The 20,515-nt window shown below is 45.9% G+C and carries 16 protein-coding genes; 11 read left to right on the top strand and 5 right to left on the bottom strand.

The features are described 5' to 3' along the window. Positions 1-88: 88 nt before the first annotated feature. The 9 genes from GJQ68_RS05255 to GJQ68_RS05215 all read left to right on the top strand — a co-directional run bounded on the left by GJQ68_RS05255 (position 89) and on the right by GJQ68_RS05215 (position 9,089). Positions 89-1,858 carry a c-type cytochrome gene (locus tag GJQ68_RS05255; RefSeq protein WP_162416267.1) on the top strand — a complete coding sequence of 590 codons (1,770 nt, stop codon included), beginning with the start codon at positions 89-91 and terminating at the stop codon, positions 1,856-1,858. A 39-nt stretch (positions 1,859-1,897) separates the two neighbouring features. Then, a complete protein-coding gene (locus GJQ68_RS05250; RefSeq protein WP_235941112.1) occupies positions 1,898-2,647 on the top strand; it encodes a carbohydrate-binding family 9-like protein in 750 nt (249 codons plus the stop codon). 3 nt (positions 2,648-2,650) lie between these two features. Beyond that, positions 2,651-3,901 carry an amidohydrolase/deacetylase family metallohydrolase gene (locus tag GJQ68_RS05245; protein WP_162416266.1) on the top strand — a complete coding sequence of 417 codons (1,251 nt, stop codon included), beginning with the start codon at positions 2,651-2,653 and terminating at the stop codon, positions 3,899-3,901. 80 nt (positions 3,902-3,981) lie between these two features. Next, on the top strand, positions 3,982-4,473 hold the full coding sequence (locus tag GJQ68_RS05240) for a RidA family protein (protein ID WP_235941153.1): 492 nt from the start codon (positions 3,982-3,984) through the stop codon (positions 4,471-4,473). Between the two features lie 58 nt (positions 4,474-4,531). Continuing rightward, positions 4,532-5,752 carry an aminotransferase class V-fold PLP-dependent enzyme gene (locus GJQ68_RS05235; protein ID WP_162416264.1) on the top strand — a complete coding sequence of 407 codons (1,221 nt, stop codon included), beginning with the start codon at positions 4,532-4,534 and terminating at the stop codon, positions 5,750-5,752. Between the two features lie 3 nt (positions 5,753-5,755). Further along, entirely contained in the window at positions 5,756-7,009 is a 1,254-nt protein-coding gene (locus GJQ68_RS05230) for an amidohydrolase/deacetylase family metallohydrolase (RefSeq protein WP_162416263.1), read from the top strand. A 236-nt stretch (positions 7,010-7,245) separates the two neighbouring features. After that, positions 7,246-7,818, top strand: coding sequence for a carboxymuconolactone decarboxylase family protein (locus GJQ68_RS05225; protein ID WP_162416262.1), 573 nt, complete (start codon positions 7,246-7,248; stop codon positions 7,816-7,818). Next, positions 7,819-8,643, top strand: coding sequence for a hypothetical protein (locus GJQ68_RS05220; RefSeq protein WP_162416261.1), 825 nt, complete (start codon positions 7,819-7,821; stop codon positions 8,641-8,643). It abuts the gene before it with no gap. A gap of 11 nt (positions 8,644-8,654) precedes the next feature. Further along, a complete protein-coding gene (locus GJQ68_RS05215) occupies positions 8,655-9,089 on the top strand; it encodes a response regulator (RefSeq protein WP_162416260.1) in 435 nt (144 codons plus the stop codon). An 8-nt stretch (positions 9,090-9,097) separates the two neighbouring features. Here GJQ68_RS05215 and GJQ68_RS05210 read toward each other — a convergent pair whose 3' ends face one another. The 3 genes from GJQ68_RS05210 to GJQ68_RS05200 form a co-directional block, all read right to left on the bottom strand. After that, positions 9,098-10,120 carry a PAS domain S-box protein gene (locus GJQ68_RS05210; RefSeq protein ID WP_162416259.1) on the bottom strand — a complete coding sequence of 341 codons (1,023 nt, stop codon included), beginning with the start codon at positions 10,118-10,120 and terminating at the stop codon, positions 9,098-9,100. A gap of 202 nt (positions 10,121-10,322) precedes the next feature. Then, positions 10,323-12,575: a PAS domain-containing sensor histidine kinase gene (locus GJQ68_RS05205; RefSeq protein ID WP_162416258.1), complete on the bottom strand. Its 2,253-nt coding sequence runs from the start codon at positions 12,573-12,575 to the stop codon at positions 10,323-10,325. Positions 12,576-12,614: 39 nt separating this feature from the next. Further along, the gene (locus GJQ68_RS05200) at positions 12,615-13,547 is read right to left on the bottom strand and encodes an SMP-30/gluconolactonase/LRE family protein (protein ID WP_202927880.1); all 933 of its coding nucleotides are present in this window, start codon (positions 13,545-13,547) and stop codon (positions 12,615-12,617) included. Positions 13,548-13,846: 299 nt separating this feature from the next. On the opposite strand from GJQ68_RS05200, the gene GJQ68_RS05195 reads away from it, so the two are divergent. After that, positions 13,847-14,308, top strand: a complete 462-nt coding sequence (locus tag GJQ68_RS05195) for a RidA family protein (RefSeq protein ID WP_162416257.1) — start codon at positions 13,847-13,849, stop codon at positions 14,306-14,308. A 40-nt stretch (positions 14,309-14,348) separates the two neighbouring features. Further along, positions 14,349-15,431 (top strand): bile acid:sodium symporter family protein, encoded by a 1,083-nt coding sequence (locus GJQ68_RS05190; protein WP_162416256.1) that lies wholly within the window; start codon positions 14,349-14,351, stop codon positions 15,429-15,431. A 36-nt stretch (positions 15,432-15,467) separates the two neighbouring features. Here the strand turns inward: GJQ68_RS05190 and GJQ68_RS05185 are convergent, their stop codons facing one another. Both GJQ68_RS05185 and GJQ68_RS05180 read right to left on the bottom strand, forming a co-directional pair. After that, positions 15,468-18,800 carry a VCBS repeat-containing protein gene (locus GJQ68_RS05185; RefSeq protein ID WP_162416255.1) on the bottom strand — a complete coding sequence of 1,111 codons (3,333 nt, stop codon included), beginning with the start codon at positions 18,798-18,800 and terminating at the stop codon, positions 15,468-15,470. Positions 18,801-18,883: 83 nt separating this feature from the next. Further along, positions 18,884-20,506, bottom strand: coding sequence for a SusD/RagB family nutrient-binding outer membrane lipoprotein (locus GJQ68_RS05180; protein ID WP_162416254.1), 1,623 nt, complete (start codon positions 20,504-20,506; stop codon positions 18,884-18,886). Between the last annotated feature and the right edge of the window lie 9 nt (positions 20,507-20,515).

The following is a 20,515-nucleotide window of genomic DNA, read 5'->3' as shown; positions in this document are numbered from 1 at the left end:
CGAATCTCCACAAGCTTTGTCACCCATTTGCGATGTTTCATTACCTCAGCAAACAAAACATTATCAAACCTCAATTGATGCTTAGACGATGAAAGGACCAAAATACGTTAGCCATTTTTTTCAGTCCCTGCCATTTATATGGATAATAATTCTGCTTATTAGTTCCTGCCAACAGGGAGGTAATTTGCCTGAGGCTGACCCGGATAATGGCGGCTTGTTCCTGCCAGATGGTTTCGAGGCGGTAGTCGTAGTGGACAGTATCGGAAGGGCGCGTCACCTGACCGTTAATGATAATGGCGATATTTACGTAAAATTGCGAGTCCCGAATGAGGCCGGTCAGGGAATTGTTGCCCTGAGGGACACCGACGGAAATGGAAAGGCCGACCTAATTGAAACCTTTGGAGACTACCCTGACACGGGCAACTATGGTACCGGTATGGAAATCCATAACGGCTATTTGTATTTCAGTACCGCGGGCGAGGTTTACCGAACCCGGCTGGATCCAGAGAAACTGGTGCCGGAGGGAGAGGTGGAGCTCATCATGAAAGATGATTATAAAAATGCAGTGCATGGTTACGAACATATCGCCAAGCCAATTGCTTTCGACAATCAGGGATACATGTACATACCCTTCGGCTCTCCCGGTGATGTCTGTCAGGAGTTTAACCGAAGGCCTGGTGCTCCCGGCTTAAATCCCTGTCCTCAATTGGAATGGCACGGAGGCATCTGGAGGTTTGATGCGAATAAGCTAAATCAAACCCAGCAAGACGGATACAGGTATGCAACGGGCATTCGAAGCGTGGTTGCCATGGACTGGAATGAGAAAGAAAACAGCCTGTACGTCGTGCAACATGGCAGGGATAATCTACACCGTACCTGGCCAGATCTTTTTTCCAGGTGGGAGTCAGCCGTCCTGCCCTCTGAGGAATTTTTCAAGGTGGAGGAAGGAACTGATGGCGGCTGGCCCTATTACTATTACGACCAGATACGGGAAAAAAAGCTGTTGAACCCGGAGTATGGAGGAGACAAGGAAAAAGCGACCGGTGCTGAGAATGTGGAATGGCCATTATTGGGATTTCCCGGGCATTTCGCCCCAAATGACCTGTACTTTTATCAGGGAGATCAGTTTCCGGACAGGTATAAAGATGGAGCCTTTGTCGCCTTTCACGGTAGCACCATCCGGGGGCCTTATCCCCAGGGAGGGTACTTTGTGGGATTTGTACCTTTCGAAGACGGGAAGCCATCCGGACCATGGGAAGTCTTCGCCGATGGCTTTGCCCAACTGGACACCATCGTCAACACCGGCGATGCCGCTGCCCGACCCATGGGAATTTCCATGGGACCGGACGGTTCCCTATACATCACCGAAAGTGTGCAGGGAAAAATATGGCGGGTCATGTATACCGGTGACAAGTCTGAATTTGGGGAAGCTGCGTTGGCAAAACTGGAGGAACGTAAAAATAGCAGAACGAACATCAAGAATCCAGACGAACAAAAAGATAACCTGGAAAAAGGTTTGTTGGAAACCGGTGCGCAAACTTACAATATTTATTGCGCTACCTGTCATCAGACGAATGGAAAAGGGGATGGAACGCGCTTTCCACCGCTTTCGGAGACAGAATGGGTGACCGCTAATAGGGGACCAAACAGGAAAAGATTGATCAGTCTCTTGCTAAACGGTCTGGAAGGACAGGTTGAGGTAAACGGAGTAGCTTACAACGGCATCATGCCCGCACATTCCTTTCTAAGCGATGCGGAGGTGGCAGGTGTGCTGACTTACATCCGGAAAAGCTTCGGTAATAACGCCTCCAGCATTTCTGCTGCCGAGGTAGCTCAGGTGCGCAAGGAGCTGAAATAATTTGTGTACGAGCGTTCAATTAGTTAAATTCATCCGACCATGCAGCTTATTTACTTCCTATTTGTATTGTTTTTCGTTGAATCCCAAAACGCGATGCCAGACAGCATGAATTCTCCCGTACCGAACCCTGCCGAATACCTCGTCCAGCCCGTGAATCAGCCTTTAACCATTGATGGAAATTGGGAAAAACCTGAATGGAAAGAAGTGCCAGCAGCCGATATTTCCTTGCATATGGGAGAAAAGCCTGCATTCAGTCCTCGTACCCAGGTAAAGCTTAGGTACGATAAACAAAACATTTATGGTATTTTCAAAGTCGAGGATAGATTTGTGCAGGCTTTAGTGCAGGAAATAAACGGTCCGGTATCCACCGACTCCTGCGTGGAGTTTTTCTTTTCCCCGGATGTTTCCAAGCCATTGGAGTACTTTAACCTGGAGATCAATGCCGCTGGCGTACCTTTGTTTCACCATGTCACCTCCCCACGCAAAGAATACGAAGTCGTCAACTCCGAGCTGATCAAAAAAATAGAAATTGCGCATAGTCTCCCTGGAGAAGTCATTCCTGAAATCAAGGAAGCCACCACCTGGTATATTGAATTCCGGCTACCCGTCGAACTATTAAAGCAATACCGGACCATCACTTCCCCCGCTCCCGGAGTGGTTTGGAAGGCCAATTTTTACAAAACAGGGAGCCGGACCAGTAATCCACATTATATTACCTGGAATGAAGTCATTAACCAGCGTCCGGATTTTCATTTACCGAAGTACTTCGGCAACCTTATCTTTCAATAACCCATGAAAAAAACCTGTCTATTTCTTGCCTTTCTATGCTGGAGCCTGCTTTCCATTCAGGCCCAGCAATACGATATGCTGATCAAAAACGGACATGTTATCGATCCAAAAAATCAATTGGACGAGGTGATGGACATTGCCATAAAAGATCAGAAAATTGCCCGTGTCGCCAAAAACATCGCTGCTGAGGACGCAAAAAAGACAATCAATGCACAGGGCATGATCGTGAGTCCCGGACTGATAGACATTCATGGTCATCATTTCTTCGGCACGGTCCCTCACCGGTATTTAAGCAATAGTTTTTCCGCTTTGCCTCCAGACGGTTTTACCTTCCGGGCAGGAGTTACCACTGTGGCGGACGCCGGTGGTGCGGGATGGCGAAATTTTCGGCAATTTAAAGAACAAGTGATCGACAGGTCCCGAACCCGGGTTCTTGCCTTTATCAACATTGTGGGCGATGGCATGAGTGGGGTCGTCCCGCGAGAACAAGACCAGGGAGATATGGATGCCAAAATGACGGCTATGGTAGCCCGGCAGTTTCCAGAAATAATCGGCGTTAAGATCGCCCACTACCGGGGACATGAGTGGGAACCCTATCGCAAAGCGGCAGCAGCAGGTGTCGCTGCGAATATCCCAGTAATGGTGGATTTGGGAGGTGCGGATCCTGCCCTACCGCTGGCAACGCTCTTCCTGGAGATCCTGAGGCCAGGAGATATTCTGACACATATGTATGGCAGGAATTACTCCGGGCACGGGCCAAAAGAAGCAGTTATTGATGAGAGCGAAAAGGTAAGGGAGCACTGGTGGACCGCTCAGAAGAAGGGCTTGATCTTTGACGTAGGACATGGCGGCGGATCTTTTTACTACGATATCGCCGTTCCTGCCACGCAGCAGGGTTTTTGGCCCAATACCATCAGTACCGATCTGCACACGGGTAGTATGAATGGTGGAATGAAGGACATGTCCAATGTGGTCTCCAAAATGATGAATCTTGGCATGAGCCTTCAGGAGGCCATAGAAGCGTCCACTTGGAAACCTGCTCAGGTAATTCAGCGGGAAGATTTGGGTCACTTATCGGTGGGAGCAGAAGCGGATCTGGCCCTCTTTACTTTGCATCAGGGAGCATTTGGATTTTTGGATTCCGCAGGGGAATCCAACGCCGGCACTCAAAGATTAGAAACAGAACTTACGCTCAGGGCGGGTAGCATCGTTTGGGACCTGAACGGTCTGGGCAGCAGGCCTTGGAATGACTAATACCGTTAGGAATAGTGAATCAAATAAACAACTAATTACTTATGCAAAAACCACTACAATTTCTATTATTATGGGGACTCATGACCGTTTCATGGATGGGTTATTCACAGCAGAATCCCGAACAGAAGTTAAAGGCCATGGGCATCACGCTAAGCGAACCGTCCCCACCTACAGCCAATTTTGTTCGCGCAGTCCGTACCGGAAACCTGGTCTTTTTATCTGGACATGGTCCCAGCCGTGGGGATGGGACAAGTGTACAGGGAAAGCTAGGTACGGAACTTACCGTGTCGGAGGGACAGGAAGCCGCCCGGCTTACCGGGATCGCTTTGTTAGCTACATTAAAAGCTGAAATAGGAGATTTAAATAAAGTAAAACGAATCGTTAAAGTCCTGGGAATGGTAAATGCCAGTCCGAATTTTACCCAACAACCCAGCGTTATGAACGGATTTTCCGACTTTATGGTAGAAGTATTTGGGGAGAAAGGCAAGCATGCCCGATCTGCAGTAGGCATGGGCTCGCTTCCCAACAACATTGCCATAGAGATCGAGATGATAGTGGAAATAGAAGATTAGAATATTTCGTTTTGGACCCAATCAGAATCCGTCCAAAGCGTCACTAAACGAAAAAAAGATGTTAAGTAGAAGAAAATTATTAAAAAGACTGGGAGCACTTCCTTTGGTAGGAGGCATGATGGGCAGTGGAATTCCCTTATCCGGAACCCTGGCAGCCCCTACCGATGCCTTACCCAAACGAGACCTGGTACAGGAACTGGGGTTGCGGAGTTTTATAAATGCAGCTGGCACCTATACCGCCATGACCGCCTCCCTGATGCCCAGAGAGGTTATGGAAGCCATTAACTACTCCTCCCGCCATTATGTAATGCTCGACGAGGTACAGGACAAGGTAGGTGAGAAGATCGCAGTACTCTGCCATGCCGAAGCCGCCACGGTCACAGCGGGCTGCTGGTCTGCGATGGTTTTAGGTACGGCAGGAGTATTGACTGGCAAAGACCGGGATAAAATCAGGCAACTTCCCAATCTCGAGGGGATGAAATCGGAAGTCATTGTACAAAAGTCTCACAATGTAGGGTACGTTCATGCCATCACGAATACAGGCGTGAAAGTAGTAGAAGTGGAAACAGCTGCGGATGTAGATCGCGCCATAAATGACAAAACCGCAATGATGTGGTTTCTAAATTACCAGGCACCGGACGGCAAAATAAACCATGAAGAGTGGGTGGCCCTGGGAAAAAAGCACGGGATCCCGACCATGATCGATATGGCGGCGGATGTACCCCCGGTAGAAAATCTATGGAAATACAATGATATGGGATTCGACCTGGTGTGCGTATCGGGAGGAAAGGCCATCAAAGGGCCCCAAAGTGCCGGTATCCTTATGGGAAGAAAAGACCTGATTGAAGCTGCCCGCCTGAGTGCTCCACCCCGTGGAGGAACCATCGGAAGAGGCATGAAAGTAAATAAGGAGGAAATCCTTGGCATGTACGTGGCCCTGGACGAATACATCAAAAAAGACCATGAAAAGGAATGGAAAGAATGGGAAGATAAAGTGGCCTATGTAGCCGGAGAGGTTGAAAAAATTGATGGTGTGACTACCGATGTTTCAGTACCTCCAATCGCCAATCACACCCCCTATCTCAAAATTTCCTGGGATGATTCCATCCAACTTACCCGTGAACAAATGCAGGAAAAATTACGCATGGGGGATCCCTCCATAGAGGTCATTAGCGGTGGCGATAACGCCATCAGTATGACGGTTTTCATGCTCCGACCGAAAGAAGAAAAAATAGTAGCCAAGAGAATTGCCGAAGAGTTACGTATCGCAAAAGTTTAAACCATGAAAATCAAAACTTATAGTATGTTATTGCTGCTGATGCTATCCAGCAGCCTTTTATCAGCCCAAACCTATGATTTATTAATCAAGGGAGGCAGATTGATCGACCCTAAAAACAACCTGGACGGTGTCATGGATATTGCCATCACGGAGGGGAAAATAGCCAAAGTAGCCGCATCCATACCTTCCGGAGAGGCCAAAAAAGTCATCCCTGCCGATGGACTGCTGGTCACTCCCGGCCTGATCGACATTCATGGCCATGTTTTTCACGGTACACAACCCAATCACTACCTAAGTGATGGATTGATTGCAGTGCCGCCGGATGGATTTACCTTCCGATCCGGGGTTACTACCATTGTGGATTGCGGAGGGCCTGGGTGGAAAAATTTTGACACCTTTAAGAAAAATATAATAGAGCCTAGCAAAACACGTGTACTCGCTTTCATGAATATCGTTGGAGAAGGCATGCGTGGGGGTGCCTGGGAACAAAATACAGGCGATATGGATGCCAAGCTAAGCGCCATGGTGGCCCGGCAAAACCGACAGTATGTCGTCGGTTTTAAAGTGGCTCACTACAGCAGTAGGGACTGGATACCCATAGACCGGGCCGTCGAAGCCGGAAACCTGGCCGATATACCTGTGATCGTAGACTTCGGTGGTTCTACCCAATTTGAGCCCCTGTCGATCCGGGAACTTTTCTTCGAACGATTGCGACCGGGAGATATCTACACCCATGCCTACGCAGAATTAAACGGAGCCCGGGAAACAGTGGTTAACCGGGAAACCCGGGAATTTGAGCCCTTTGTTTTGGACGCTCAAAAGCGGGGGATTATTTTTGATGTGGGGTATGGAGGTGCCAGTTTCGAGTTCAAACAAGCTATCCCGGCGCTTGCCGCCGGTCTTTATCCAAATACCATCAGCACGGACCTTCACACGGGAAGCATGAATGCTGCCATGAAAAACATGCTAAACGTCATGACCACCTTTATGGCCATGGGCATGGAACTTCCCCATGTAATTTCAGCAAGCACCTGGGAACCCGCACAGGTAATACAACGTACCGAGTTGGGACACCTCTCGGAAGGAGCTATTGCCGACCTGGCGATTCTAAATATCCGAGAGGGAGACTTCGGTGTTTGGGACCGCTCCGGTCAGAAAATAGCCACTAAGCAGCGGCTGGAATGTGAAATGACGATAAAAGACGGACAGGTTATGTATGATTTCAACGGCCTTGCCGCACAGGACCTGATCCAATAAGGTATATATCCATTCTAAAATGATAAAAAGTTTTCCCAAAATTGGGAAAACTTTTTTTGTGCCCCAGGTAGCACTTGAATACAAGATAAACTACTTTGAACTAAAAAAATGTAATTTTATTTTTATATCAAAAAAAGTAATTTTATTTTTTGTATTTGAATAATTTTTTAATTTAATTTTGCATTTATAGGCGGTTTACAAATGAACCGGATTGCGCTACTAATTTTTATACCATTATGAATAAGAGTTTTACAATCGTTGAGTACCCGGATGCCAGCCAAGAGGTAAAGGTCATCTACGATGATACCAAAAAAACCCTGGGAATACCCTTTGTGCTAAACTGGTTTAAATGTCAGGCAGGAAACCCAGCCTTATTGAGAGGAAACTGGATGAAATTAAAAGCGACACTTTGTGAAGGAGAGGTACCCAATATCATCAAACAATTGATCATCTACACGGTATCATCGGAAAGGAAATGCAATTATTGTGCAGAGGCGCACAAACTATTTGCGGATATGCTGGGAAAATCATTGAGTTCGGATCCGGATTTTTTAATATCCGAAAATATGGACAGCGAATGGGTTCCTGAGAGCTATAAAGTAGCTGTCAGGACGGTGGCCAATGCTGCTCTATCGGATGGACATGTAGACCACTCCGATTTCAATGCCCTCAAGGACGTTGGGTTTTCGGAATCAGAAATTCAGGAACTTTTTGCCCAGGCGGATTTGGTCAATATGCTAAATACCATCGCCAATATTTCAGGAATTAAGATCGACAACGAAATCGTAGAACTGAGCTACTCCTTGTAGATGGAAGGTACACAATCCTATCTGGCCTATAAAATCTTGTTTGAAGCAATGGTGCGGTTTTCAGCGGGAATTTCAAAAGTGAAAAGCCTTGAAAATCTCCCTGGTGAAATCAGCCGTCATCTAAAATACCTGATCAACTTTCAAGACTTCCGCTTTTACTATGTCGTTCCGGAGGGAATGGATGGCATCGTGGTAGACAAAGGTGGTTACACCAGCTATGATTTTGGCTGCCATTTAGACCCTAACTCCCTGGAGGCCGAAGTAATGGAGACCGCTATACCCACACAGGTTACCTGCTCCGAAACCGGACATCAAATTCATTGCTGGAAATTTACTAGTGGCAAGGACCAGGACAGCCTCATTCGAATTCGGTCTCAGGATACGGTATCACTAGCGGAAAATAGCATTCCAATAATCAAAGTAATAAATAAAATGGTCGCCGCGAGAGTGGAAAACCTCAAAATGATCGATCTGATCCACCGGCAAAACCAGAAATTGGAAACGTTAACGGTGGCCTTGCAATCAAAAAATGAAGAGATTAGGGAACTTAACCGCCTGCAGGAAGCCACTATTGAGGTAAAAACAGCCCGCCTGAAAAGCTCCAACAGCAAACTCAAGGCATTGATACAATTTAACTCCCATCAACTTCGCGAGCCCCTAACCCGGGTCCTGGGAATGATCGCTATTAAAGATGACATACCTCAGGGTGAATTTATTTCGGATATCCTTCCACTGATGCAGGAATCCGTCTTGGATCTGGACCTTGCCGTAAGGGAGGTAATAGAGAGGTCCGAATTGCTAAAAGAAGAAATCGAAACTACTTAGAAAAGAAGGATATGAAAGTTTTTTTAATTGATGATCAGAAAATCACCAACGTGCTTAATAAAAAATACCTGAATATGATTCGGGAGGATTTGGTGATCTACGATTTTGATGATCCGGAATTGGCACTGGAAGCACTGGAAAAAGAAAAGCCCGCATTGATCTTCCTGGACTTGAATATGCCAATCGTAAGTGGCTGGGATATCTTGAGCTTTATGCGAAACCACCATATCGAAATCCCCGTCATCATCCTGACATCATCCAATAGCCAGCAGGACCGGGAAAAAGCCACCCTCTATCACAATGTTTTTTCTTTCCAACTAAAACCCCTGACCAAGACCGGATTTACCGACTTGCTCGATGGTGCGCTGAAATCGGGTAATGAGGGAGAGATCGGATCGAAACTGGTACCTGATCAGAATACAGAAAAAAAACACCCGGGGGAGTAGGAGTGGTATTAGCCCTCCTTTTTTTCCTTTAAACTTACTTTGTCTGTCTTATTTACGATATCCCGAATAATATCGTCCAGTTCTTCCGCCGAATCCAGTATCATTTTTCGGAAATTATCTTTTCCAAAATCCCTTTCCAGGCTATCCATTCCCATCACCAGACTCATCAATCGAGCCAAAGGGGCTCTTACCACGTGAGACTGTAGCCAGGCGATTTCTTGCAAACGTTTGTTCTGGTCCTCTATCGCATGAATATACCGCATCCGATCGGTAATATCGTTTGCCAATACCACTTCAGCTTTTATTCCCTGATAATCGATTACGTTACCTTTAATTTCCACCGTGATTATCTCCCCATTCTTTTTTCGGTGCTTGAAGATCTTGGGGCCAGGGTCAGGTTTTCCTTCTCTAATCCCAGAAATGACTTTTTCAAGCCGGGACACTTCTTCTTTTGGACGGATATCCCGCAGACTCATGCTCAAAAATTCCTCTTTTGAATAGCCATAGTGATCGATAGCCGCCTTATTGACATCCAAAAAATTCAAGGTCTCCAAACTATACAGGTACATGGGTTGAGGACTTAAATGAAAAAGCTCTTTATAACGTTTTTCGGAATCTTTTAACTGACTGGATATCTGGTACCTCCCAATACTATAAATAATGCTTTTGAAGAGCGATGTAGGCGACAATTCATCTTTCAGCAGGTAGTCAGAAACGCCAAGAGCCAGAGACTTCATGCCAAATTCTATATTGGAATACCCCGTAAGCACCACAATACTCACATCTCCGGCCAACTCTTTTACCTTTACTATCAACTCCTCCCCCTGTAAATCAGGCAAGGTTAAATCCAGGATAACGGCATCCAGACGAATTTCCGGGTCCTGTAGTTTTTCCTTGGCTTCCTGAAAAGTATGGGCAAAGGTCAATTCCAGGTTCAAAATCTTCTCATGAAGATATTCTTCAATTAAAAGAACATCACCCATGTTATCCTCAACCAATAATAAATGATATCCCTCGTGATCTTTTACCATTCCATTAAAAAAAACAAACAAGGCAGTTTCCTGCTCTTTGTGTCCGCTGCCTGTTACTATGATTGCTGTTTTCCAATTATGCTGTTTTATTTAATCTTTTATAAAACAATTTAATTAACTCAATAATAAATCTAAATCCAATCAATCCATAAATTTTCTACCGCATAATCAGTAGAATAACCAAATCATTGCATTTTTTGACTCATTGGAGGGATTTAGGCACCGTAAAGTAGAAAGTGCTTCCTTTTCCCTCTTGCGAATGAAAGCCAATGGTGCCACCAAGGTTCTCAATGATTTTCTTACTCATGGCCAGACCTATCCCAGATCCGGAATAAGATTTATTGGCATGTAATCTGGAAAACAAAATAAAAACCCGGGATTGAAACGACTCTGGAATGCCAATGCCATTGTCAATTACCTGAAATTCCCAAAAATCTGCCTTTTCTGCTGCCTGAATCTTTATTTTAGGTTGTTGCTCGGGATGCTGGTATTTAAGTGCATTGTTAATCAGATTTTGGAATACCTGATGTATGGGAGCGATTGGAATCTTTAATTTCGGAAGCTTACCAAGAATAATCGCTGCCCCTTTTTGATGTATCAATTCTTTTTGTAACCCTAATATATTGTTTACGATCTCCTCAATGGCCACCTCTTTTACCTTCTCTTCCATTCTACCTACCCTGGAATAAGCCAAGAGATCCATGATGATATTTTTCATGCGGCTGGCACCATCCACCGCATAATGTATAAATTCCTTCCCCTTTGTATCCAATAATGGATTGTATTTCTTTTCCAAAAGCCCCAAAAATCCGGTAATCATTCGCAGGGGCTCCTGCAAGTCATGAGAGGCGATATAAGCAAACTGTTCCAGTTCTTCGTTGGACTTTTCTAACTCCAGCGCCTTTTTTTGAAGCTCATCATTAAGGTTTTTTAGTTTTTCTTCCTCGTTTTTCCGATCGGTTACATCCCTCGACATGCCAACTAAGCCTACTACCTCTCCTTTTGCATCCTTCAGAGGAACCTTATTGGTCAGTAACCAGACCCGGTTACCTTTACTGTCAAAGTAATATTCCTCGACGTTCATTTCCGGCTTGCCATCCTGAATAATTTTCCGGTCATAAGCGGCCATTCCATCAGCTATTTCTTTCGGAAAATAGTCATAGACCGTTTTTCCCAAAGTTTCTCCTTCCGTTTTAGCTCCTAGCGAATGCTCATATTGGTATCGGTTATTGATGATGTGTTTTCCAGCAGTATCTTTGACATAGATCTGAATCGGCAGGTTATCAATGATCGCACGCAAAAGGGACCGCTCTTTAATTAAGGACTCGTCTGACCGTTTTTTTTCTGTAATATCATATCCAACCCATATGTACTGGTATATCTTCCCCTGATTATCACGAAAAGGAATGACCACCGTATCCACCCAGAATATCCCCCCTTTTCTTTTTTGACCCCGAAGTTCTCCCCGCCATATATTCCCGGACAGCAGTGTGTTCCAACAGTTGGTGATCAACCCCCGGTCCCGCTCATCATAAAGGGTGCCAAGAGAAGCTTTGTCGATACAATCCTTATCATAACCTGAAATATCCTGAAATTTCTGGTTGAGATATACCACCTCTTTCCGTTTATCCAAAATCATCACCAGACAGGATTCGTCCAAGGCAAACCGGTAATCAGACAATTCCTTCAGGCTCTCCATTAGCTGATCTTCCGCTTCCAGCCTTTCGGTAATGTCATTGATCAAAACCATCGAGCACCTTCTTCCTTCTATTTCTACCAGGTGACCGGTAATATTTACAAGCATAACCTCGCCCGCTTTATTGCGATGTCTCCATACTTTATCGTGTATGTCTCCATAAACATCCGCCTTACGGGTATGCTTCTCTATAAGGGGAATATCTTCGGGAGGCCTGATGTCCCGAATATTTAATCGCAAAAACTCTTCCCGGGTATACCCGTATTTCAGCAGTGCTTGCCGGTTGCAATCGATAATATGAAGGGTATCAAACTCCCATATAAACATGGGCATGGGATTTTCCACAAACATATACCGGTACAGGTGATCCGAACCGGGGGAAAGGTTAATAGCAGGGGACGATGCCTTTTCCAACAGCGATTGCACCATTCCACCAGGCTGAGGTGAATCTCCGTCTGGGATCACCCGTCCCCTGATCCTAATCCAGCATCCTGAATGGAGTGCTAGTGTTTCTTCAAATTCCTGATTTGATTGCAAAAGTCTTTCCAGGCTGAATGCAATCGTCCTGTCAAAAGGAGGTTGAAATAAATTTGAGAAAGATTCGATCGACAAAGTCTGCCTATCGGTAACCCCTAGAATTGCTGCCCCATCGGGACTTAAACGGACAACTTGATGGTCTGAATCAATTTCCCAGGCCCCAATGCCACAGGCATCCAGAATACGTGACCACTGGCGGTATTCCTGCTCACTAACACCCATGACTTTAGAATTTGTCTTAAAAATAGTTTGAAGCTGTTATTACTTCTTAAAGGACCTACCAGGTTTTTCTACTCTGAACCAATCGATATTTCCATCGTCTTGTAAAGTAATATAGGCTGTTCTCCCATCTTTCCCCCCAAAGGCGATATTAGAAGGCTTTTTTCCTGATACGTTGATTTCCTGCAATAATTCCCCCTCCGGAGACAGCTTGGCTATCGTACCTTTTCCATGTCGGGTTACATACAGGTTCCCTTCGGTATCCACCCGCATCCCGTCCATTCCGAAATCATCGAACGTATGAATAAGCCTTTTATTGGAAATCTCTCCCGACTCCCCGAGGTCATACGCCCAAACGGTACGCTGTACGGATTCATTTACATAAAGCGTTCGGTTATCCGGGCTGACTTCAATGCCATTAGTCGTCCCCATATCAGATTCAAGTAATACAAATTGGCCATCCAGCCCTACCCGCCAGAGCTGCCCGGTACTTTCCTGCCAGTTTGGATCACTGGCAAACAGGATGTCGTTGTCCATTATCGCCAGATCGTTGGGCTGATTTAAATCGTCATGGTGGGCATACACCGAAATCTCCCGGGTATCCATATCCACTTCCAACACATTATGACCCGTATAATCTGCAATCAACATGTTGCCCTTTGAACTGAAACGGATGCCGTTGCCGGTACTTCCCTCTGGAAGGGTTACAAACAAGCTGGTCTCCCCCTCGGGAGACACCTTTCCAATGGTGCCGGCTTTTTCAAAATTCACTACGTACAGGTTTCCATCTGTATCTACCGCCGGGCCCTCAATACCCGTGGTAAATTCGCCTCCATTGGTAAGCGATTGACTGAGGTACAATGATTCCTCTTCTTTCATATTTTCGGTTTCTTTTTCGTTTTTCCCGGGACTACAGGCCAATACCGTTACTAGAATCAAAACAACACACAAATGGCTACTTTTCAAAAAGGACATGAATAACATCATTAATTAGACAAAATTAATCGTTTCTATTGATCTACTTTAAAGAAAATAAGATGGACCCGATTTTCCATTACATTAATCACACAAAATATAAGGAATAATTTTATTAAATCAGAACTATTCCGGTGCTATCCACAGAACGTATGGTCACCAAATAACTGGCAATCACCTAACCTGCCGGGATACCCTCCGCCAGAATATAGGCTATTGTGCATTTGGAGAAAAAAATTTATTGCCATATATTCCGTGGTTTTATTGTTTACACAAAAATCAATTCCCAAATTCAACTTATGGAAAAACTAAAAAGAAGATCAACGTTAAAAAAGTTATTTGCATCTCTGGCGGGAATCGCCGGCATCGGAACAGTCGCACAAGCCAAGGTTGAAAGTGCCCCGGAGAAAGAGGCGTTTAGCATACAGGAAGAACAGGACGTGCCTCTGTTTTCTGGAGCTACCAAAATGGGCAATACCGTGTATATCGCAGGAAAAGGGGCTCATTTTGAAGGCGACATCAAGGCGCATACCGATCATGTGCTGAAAGAACTTGAAAAGGAATTGGTAAAAGCGGGAAGTTCGATGGAAAAAGTATTGAAAGTAAATGTATACTTGCATGACCTGAGCGATTACAAGGGAATGAATGAAGTATTCAGAGGAAGATTTGGAAGCAAACCTCCTGTAAGAACGACGGTGGCTACCTACGGAGGTGTTCCCGGGGATTCCCTGGTTGAAATGGACTGTATTGCCTACATCTAACTGAAAAAATTATCCCAAAATAACCCAAAATCGTTTCCCCTTGAAAAAAGACCGGATTTTTAAGTACCTGATTGGAGCAGGCCTTATCTGCCTGCTCCTGGTTTTCATCTTTATTTTATCAGGCAAAATCGACTCGGCAGGTCCCTTGCTGATTCTTTTTTTCGCACTCCTGGGCATTGGATTTCGTGGATTCAATCAGCTGAAAGGCTATACCTATACCACCATGATATTTGCCGGGGTCACCGCAGCCATGTATTACCCGAATTACTTCGTAGAATACAATGGCTATGCCTACAGCAATCTGATCACTCCCTTGATTCAGATCATCATGTTTGGAATGGGAACTTCCATGTCCATTAAGGATTTTGCAGGGGTGGTTAAAATGCCCAAGGGGGTGTTTGTCGGATTGCTATGCCAATTTACCATCATGCCGGTGCTGGGTTTTATTCTGGCCAGCCTGAGTAATTTCCCACCCGAAATAGCGGCCGGTCTCATCCTGATCGGAAGCTCACCCAGTGGTCTGGCTTCCAACGTCATGAGTTACCTGGCTAAAGCCAATCTGGCCCTGTCTATTACCATTACAGCTATTTCTACCTTGCTTGCACCGTTAATGACCCCCCTATTAATGAAATTTCTGGCTGGAGAATTTGTAGCCATTGATGTGCTGGACATGATGTGGAGCATCATAAAAATGGTCATCATCCCAATTGGTGCCGGCCTGCTGTTTAACCGCTTTCTCAGCGGCAAGGCCAAATGGCTGGACGATGCCATGCCATTGGTATCCATGATCGGTATAGGCGTCATCATCGTGATCATCACAGCCGCAGGCCGGGACAGCTTACTGGATATCGGCGGGCTTTTGATCCTTTTGGTCTTTATTCATAACATTATGGGCTATAACCTGGGTTTTTGGTTCAGCACATGGCTTGGCTTATCTGAAAGGGATGCGCGGACAGTAGCCCTGGAAGTGGGGATGCAAAATGGCGGCCTGGCTTCCGGACTGGCAAAGGAAATGGGCAAAATTGCGACCGTGGGTCTAGCGCCGGCAGTCTTTGGACCATTGATGAACATCACTGGATCCGTACTGGCTTCCTATTGGCACCGGAAGCCACCAAAAGAATAAACCAACCATTTCCATTAAAATTAACTTTCCTTCCCGTTAAAATAAACTTTCCCAAAGTTTAGAACTTTGGGAAAGTTTATATAACCGCAATTTACCGTCATTTTGCGCGTAGATGATATGCGTTACCCCCTGCACTTCCATTACTTTTATATCCCTGACCTCTCCTGGAATAGGAAGTCCTACCTTTGCTGGAGGCACTACCTGCCAGGATCCGGAAGCGTTCCTCGAAAAGACAAATCCCGGATTGGCATCCAGCCTTCCCGTACTTACCCGGGTTTTACTCAGATTGCCGCCCGTCAGCAATAGAGGCTTTTCCATTACCGGTAATCGGCCCATTTCAACCGCGTACAGCGGGGAAAATTGAGCCGCTGCCGGAAGTGGTCGAATCGTGAATTGACCCTTTCCGTCATTTTCCAAAAGTACTGATTGTAATTGATGTGCCGAGAGGGTATCGGCTCCCGTCATTTCCAGCTTTCCAAAAATATCCTCCACGCTTGCTTCGGCAAAAGACCGGTAATCGGCAAATTCGCCTTTCATCATGGGTAACTGTCCGATAAGTTCATCCCTGCTGAACGCAAAGGAATTAGTATCGGCTTTATAATAGGTCAACAATGGATCCACCCGGCCATTATTATCGAAATCCTTAAACACCACGCGCAACGGCTGCTCCCGGTCCGCCTGGTAAACGGTGTTCTCTCCGTAATTTCCTGCCACAATATCCAGGTCTCCGTCTTCATCTACGTCCAACACCGCCAGGCGCAACCACCAGCCTTTGGTTTGTTCGACCATTTCCTCATTAATCAGCTCCAAACGTCCATTTTGATTTTTGTAGATATGAATTCCCATCCACTCGCCTGTCAAAATCAACTCCGCATTACCATCTCCATCGGTGTCTGCAAATTGAACGTCACTCACCAGTCCGGGAGCAAGCAAATCCTGATTGTAATCCATCGTTGCGTCTCTGAATTGCCCCTTTCCGTCATTGAGTAACAAATAACTACGGGGTGGCTCCGGGTATTTTCCAGGCCAATACCTGCCTCCAACAAACAAGTCCTCCCATCCATCTCCATTGATATCGGCAATGGCCACTGAGCTGCCACTTACCCGCATCTCCGGAAGGGCAGCCATATCCCGTACCAACCGACCTTTTCCGTCGTTCAAATATAAGCGATCCTGGTAGGCCGGGTTCGACTCCGGAAAATCCGTTCCGCCACTGACCACATATAAATCAGGAAATCCATCCCCGTTTGCATCCAGCCAAACGGCATCCGTATCAATAGCCAAACTATCCGCCTGCAGCCCTGGCTGTGCCGATTCGTAAAAACCTCCCTTTTGATTCTGAATAAAAAGTTTGCCCGCCTGATCCTTCCCTCCTCCGATAAATAGATCCTGAAGCCCATCACCATTCACATCTGCTGTGGCCATTTTCGGGCCAATGGACCCCATCGTGTTTGGCATTAACCGATCTTGACTAAAATCCAGGAAAGAACTTTCTCGGTGAACAAAATCCAGCCCAAGGGCACCATCTACTTCCTCAAACAAGACGCGCTCCGTGTGATCAACATTATATGGGGCTTCCTGCGATGCTTCCTGGTCCAGGCGAATGGTCTGGTTCACTGCTAAATCATGGAGCACCTGATAATCGTTTCCCGGCCACCATACTTCCAGACTGTCAATCTGCTCCGTGTCACCTAGCCCAAAAACGAGTTCATGGTCCACAGAAGACTGGTAACCTCGGGTAGGTATCATTTCCTGCTGCCAATGCTTCCCTCCTGCATAAACCCTGACTTTGGCACCAATTCCACTGGTGTTTTTTGTATTCCCTTCCAATTTGACTTTTAGAAAAGCCCTTTCATACAGCCTTTCGCTGTTATTTCGATAAATACTCACCGGATCATTGGTGTGGCAAACTATCAGGTCCAGGTCTCCGTCACCATCCAGATCGGCATAAGCAGCGGCATTGGATACGGTTTCCTGATGAAGCCCCCATTCAGAAGCCTTGTTTTCAAAGGTCAAATCTCCCTGATTCTGGTACAAATAATTTTGAACATAGATGGGAGGCATTTTTTCTATCAACTCAATCAATGCTTCTTCTTTCCCGGTTTGATTCGTTTTAATCCGTTCGCTCACCATGTAATTCAAAAAATCCATGTCCAGGTAATTTCGGGCATAACCGTTACTGATGAAAATGTCTTTCCAACCATCGTTATCAAAATCTGCCGCCAGTACCGCCCAGCTCCAGTCCGTATGCGCCACCCCCGCATAGTGTCCCAGCTCAATGAAATTTCCATCCCCCTGATTGAGCTGCAACATGTTTCGCATGGATTGCGCATGAAAGCCTTTATTTAAAAGTTCCCGGTACTTATCGTAATTTTCAGGCCCCAGGATGGATTTCTGGTTAAAATTGAACTCCGGCATCATATCCATGGTAAGCAAATCCGGAAGCAGGTCATTATTTAGGTCGGCTGCGTCGGCTCCCATGGAAAAAAGGGACACGTGCCCCATATGCTCCTTAATACTTTCCTTAAACGTACCATCCTGCTGGTTGTAATACAGGTAGTCTTCTTCGTTGTAATCGTTGCTCACATAGATATCCAGCCAGCCGTCATCATTTAAATCGCTCACAGTTACTGCGAGTCCAAATCCCAAAACATTGTCAATTATACCGCTTTCCCGGGTTACATCCACAAATTTACCCTGATCATTCCGGTACAATTTATCACCAAGATATTCTCCCGTCTTCTGCTTAAACGACCCGTCAATTCTACTGAATCCAGCGTACTCCTGCGTGGAGTGGTTCAGAAGAAAAACATCCAGGTCACCATCATTATCGTAATCAAAAAAGGAAGCCTGCGTTGAATAACCGGGATCATCTAACCCGTATTCTGCCGAAGCTTCACGGAAACTCAGGTCTCCCTGGTTAATAAAAAGCAGGTTTTTCCGATTATTGGGATCGTTGGCGGCCGACCGGCATACATAAATATCCAACAGGCCGTCCCCATTCACATCAGCCATGGTAGTGCCCGTATTCCAAAGACCGGCTGCAGCCACACCTGCAGACGCTGTAATGTCTTCAAACTCAAAATTTCCTTTGTTCAGGTACAGTTTACTAGCCATCATATTGCCGGTAAAATAAATGTCCGGCAATCCATCCTGATTGATATCTCCAACGGCTACACCACCGCCCTGATAAAAGTAACCGTAAGTCAATACGTTAAAGTCATCCGATTCGCGCACGAGGTTTTTGAAATCGATGCCCGTTTTTCGGGATGGTAACTCAGTAAAAACGGCATTGGGGTTTTCTTGCGTACAGGAAATTGCCACAAGAAAAACGAATAGCCAATAGGAAAGGCTGAATTGACGTATCATACCTGCTGATTTGAATGCAAATTAAAAAAGTGCCGTTAAGAACGGCACTTTTCTATTTAATTAATTAATAAGTTTTACTAAGCTTACTCGGGTTTGGCATCCCACCACAGTTTGGTTCCGTTGGTGTTACCTCCCCTGCTTGTCAACTCCGGCAACTCCTCTGCAGCAGTAACCGCTTCGTTGTTATTATCGTATTCTCCTTGAACAAAGATCAACCTTGGCATCACCATGTCCCTGGGAACGTCTTCATTATCAGAATTAAGTCTTGGGTATGGAGTAGGATAATTGGTCCTTCTCAATTCCGCCCAGGCTTCCCATCCATCCGGATAAATAGCAACCCACTTCTGGGTACAAATCTGCTCCAGTTGTTCTTCTTTGGTGCCTCCGGTTAAGAAAGCTACTGGCACATTGGAATTGGGTCCCAGGTTCCATTCCGGATTATTGGGAAACATTACCGGCTTTGGTGTGTTGTCGCTATTGATATAGTCTTGAATAGCAGCAGGTTCTGCTCCAATTCTAGGCTCAGACATGGACAATTCGATACCTTTCTCATAGTATTCCTGTGCAGAGCCACCCATGGCCCAGCCTTCCAGTGCCCCTTCGGCAAGCAAAAACTGAACCTCAGCAGCACTAATGACTCTCCAGGGCTCACCGGAAGCACTTCCACCCCTACCTTCATTCAAGAAGATAACACCCATATCTGAGTGTGCGTCGTTCCAACCGGTTTCTCCCAAATCTTCACGGGAAAGTCCGTTTCTCAAACCCTTGTAAGGTTGGCCTTCTCCGCTTTCCTGATAATCAACCGTTTCACTGAAATAAACTCCGGTACGCGGATCATCATAACCCACCATTACACTTTCCATCAAGGCACTCATTCGGAATTCACCCCAGTTGGTAATAATCCAATAGGGGTTTCTAGACTGTACCGTGGTATTGATAAAGGCACTGTCATCATTCGATTCCATGACACCATCGGCCACGGCTTTTTCTGCCTCAGTCTTGGCTAGTGCAGGATCAGCGTACTTCACCCGCATGGCCAATCTAAGCCTCAGGGAATTGGCATAGGTCAACCACTTATCGGCAGATCCCCCAAATATCTGGTCATGCCCAACAAAGGCACTTCCACCGGTATTTTGCTTTAACACCGCTACGGCTTCATCGAGTACCGTGAATAAATCCCGGTATACCTCTTCCTGAGAATCGTAAGGCACCACTGTCTCACCGTTTCCGTAAGAGGAATAAATAATCGGTCCCCAATAATCGGAAATACGGTGGTAAGCCTGTACTTTCCATACTTTGATAAAGGCATTTTCCAGGGGAAGTTCGTTTTCCTCTGTAAATTCCTCCACAAACTGAATAACGGGAGCTGCCTGACCGTAGAAATAATTCCAGGCACCGTTTGACCAGCCGCCCACCTGTATGTGACGGTCAGAATCAAAGTTCACCTGCGTGGTGGCAAAATACTGCGCGTATAAATCTGCAAACAAGCTTTGAGCAGTCTGAAAGCCAGCCGTACTACCTCCAGGGGCAAGATACATCGCCCGACCTTGTGCATTGGCAAAAGCCTGTCCCAACAGACCAATGTCCAGGTTGGACGCTACAATCGCATTGGGTTGGGTATTTAACTCTTCAAAGTTTTCCGTACAAGCGCCGAATGTCAACGCCGTAAGGGATAAACCCATCGCTATATTAGATATTTTTATCATCGTTACTAT

The sequence above is a fragment of the Cyclobacterium roseum genome, assembly GCF_010119225.1.
In the GTDB taxonomy this organism is placed as follows: Bacteria; Bacteroidota; Bacteroidia; order Cytophagales; family Cyclobacteriaceae; genus Cyclobacterium; species Cyclobacterium roseum.
Note: the sequence above shows the minus strand (reverse complement) of the source record. Positions and strands in the feature narration are given on the sequence as shown.

Excerpts from the sequence above, each read along its gene's own strand:
- GJQ68_RS05250 (WP_235941112.1), top strand. The coding sequence starts at position 1,898 with ATGCAGCTTATTTACTTCCTATTTGTATTGTTTTTCGTTGAATCCCAA.
- GJQ68_RS05185 (WP_162416255.1), bottom strand. The coding sequence starts at position 18,800 with ATGATACGTCAATTCAGCCTTTCCTATTGGCTATTCGTTTTTCTTGTG.
- GJQ68_RS05255 (WP_162416267.1), top strand. The coding sequence starts at position 89 with ATGAAAGGACCAAAATACGTTAGCCATTTTTTTCAGTCCCTGCCATTT.
- GJQ68_RS05200 (WP_202927880.1), bottom strand. The coding sequence starts at position 13,547 with ATGTCCTTTTTGAAAAGTAGCCATTTGTGTGTTGTTTTGATTCTAGTA.
- GJQ68_RS05230 (WP_162416263.1), top strand. The coding sequence starts at position 5,756 with ATGAAAATCAAAACTTATAGTATGTTATTGCTGCTGATGCTATCCAGC.
- GJQ68_RS05235 (WP_162416264.1), top strand. The coding sequence starts at position 4,532 with ATGTTAAGTAGAAGAAAATTATTAAAAAGACTGGGAGCACTTCCTTTG.
- GJQ68_RS05240 (WP_235941153.1), top strand. The coding sequence starts at position 3,982 with ATGACCGTTTCATGGATGGGTTATTCACAGCAGAATCCCGAACAGAAG.
- GJQ68_RS05180 (WP_162416254.1), bottom strand. The coding sequence starts at position 20,506 with ATGATAAAAATATCTAATATAGCGATGGGTTTATCCCTTACGGCGTTG.
- GJQ68_RS05220 (WP_162416261.1), top strand. The coding sequence starts at position 7,819 with ATGGAAGGTACACAATCCTATCTGGCCTATAAAATCTTGTTTGAAGCA.
- GJQ68_RS05225 (WP_162416262.1), top strand. The coding sequence starts at position 7,246 with ATGAATAAGAGTTTTACAATCGTTGAGTACCCGGATGCCAGCCAAGAG.
- GJQ68_RS05245 (WP_162416266.1), top strand. The coding sequence starts at position 2,651 with ATGAAAAAAACCTGTCTATTTCTTGCCTTTCTATGCTGGAGCCTGCTT.
- GJQ68_RS05210 (WP_162416259.1), bottom strand. The coding sequence starts at position 10,120 with ATGGTAAAAGATCACGAGGGATATCATTTATTATTGGTTGAGGATAAC.
- GJQ68_RS05205 (WP_162416258.1), bottom strand. The coding sequence starts at position 12,575 with ATGGGTGTTAGTGAGCAGGAATACCGCCAGTGGTCACGTATTCTGGAT.
- GJQ68_RS05215 (WP_162416260.1), top strand. The coding sequence starts at position 8,655 with ATGAAAGTTTTTTTAATTGATGATCAGAAAATCACCAACGTGCTTAAT.
- GJQ68_RS05195 (WP_162416257.1), top strand. The coding sequence starts at position 13,847 with ATGGAAAAACTAAAAAGAAGATCAACGTTAAAAAAGTTATTTGCATCT.